General features: G+C 70.0%; 1 protein-coding gene. It reads right to left on the bottom strand.

The window, feature by feature from the left end; translation table 11 throughout:
* Nucleotides 1–1168 (bottom strand): serine hydroxymethyltransferase (gene glyA / locus ACIPVK_RS21750; RefSeq protein ID WP_407614064.1); only part of this gene is annotated, 1168 nt, incomplete at its 3' end.
* Between the last annotated feature and the right edge of the window lie 3 nt (nucleotides 1169–1171).

Genomic DNA, 1171 nt, shown 5'->3' with positions numbered 1-1171 from the left:
CCTGGGTTCCGGCGATGAGGGTCTCGGCGATGATGTCCGCGACCTCCACGAACGCCGCCTCGGAGAAGCCGCGGGTGGCCAGCGCCGGGGTGCCGATGCGCAGCCCGGAGGTGACCATCGGCGGACGCGGGTCGAACGGGACCGCGTTGCGGTTCACCGTGATCTCCACCTTCGCCAGCAGGTCCTCGCCCTGCTGCCCGTCCAGCTCCGAGTTGCGCAGGTCCACCAGGACCAGGTGCACGTCGGTGCCGCCGGTCAGCACGCTGATGCCCACGGCCGCGACATCCGGTGCGGTGAGGCGCTCGGCCAGGATCTTCGCCCCGGCCAGGGTGCGTTCCTGGCGTTCGCGGAATTCCTCGGTCGCGGCGATCTTGAACGCGACGGCCTTGCCCGCGATCACGTGCTCCAGCGGGCCGCCCTGCTGGCCGGGGAACACCGCGGAGTTGACCTTCTTGGCGATGTCCGCGTCGTTGGTCAGGATGATCCCGCCGCGCGGGCCGGCCAGGGTCTTGTGCGTGGTGGAGGAGACCACGTGGGCGTGCGGCACCGGCGAGGGGTGCAGCCCCGCGGCCACCAGGCCGGCGAAGTGCGCCATGTCCACGAACAGGTACGCGCCGACCTTGTCCGCGATCGCGCGGAAGCGCTCGAAGTCCAGCTGGCGCGGGTAGGCGGACCAGCCGGCGACGATCATCTTCGGCTGGTGCTCGAGGGCCAGGGCCTCGACCTTGTCCATGTCCACCACCAGGGTGTCCTCCTCGACCCCGTAGGGGACGATGTTGTAGAGGCGGCCGGAGAAGTTGATCTTCATGCCGTGGGTCAGGTGCCCGCCGTGGGCGAGGTTCAGGCCCATGACGGTGTCGCCCGGGCGGATCAGCGCGTGCATCACCGAGGCGTTGGCCTGGGCACCGGAGTGCGGCTGCACGTTGGCGAACTCGGCACCGAAGAGCGCCTTGACGCGTTCCAGGGCGAGGGTCTCGACCACGTCGACCTCCTCGCAGCCGCCGTAGTAGCGCTTGCCCGGGTAGCCCTCGGCGTACTTGTTGGTCAGCACCGAACCCTGCGCCTGCATCACCGCAAGGGCCGTGTGGTTCTCCGAGGCGATCATCTCCAGCCCGCGCTGCTGGCGCGCCAGCTCCGCGTCGATGCGCTCCGCGATCTCCGGATCCAGGGT

The organism is Paeniglutamicibacter sp. MACA_103 (assembly GCF_045798555.1).
GTDB lineage: Bacteria > Actinomycetota > Actinomycetes > Actinomycetales > Micrococcaceae > Paeniglutamicibacter.
The sequence above is the reverse complement of the archived record's forward strand: the minus strand, read 5'-3'. Positions and strand labels throughout refer to the sequence as shown.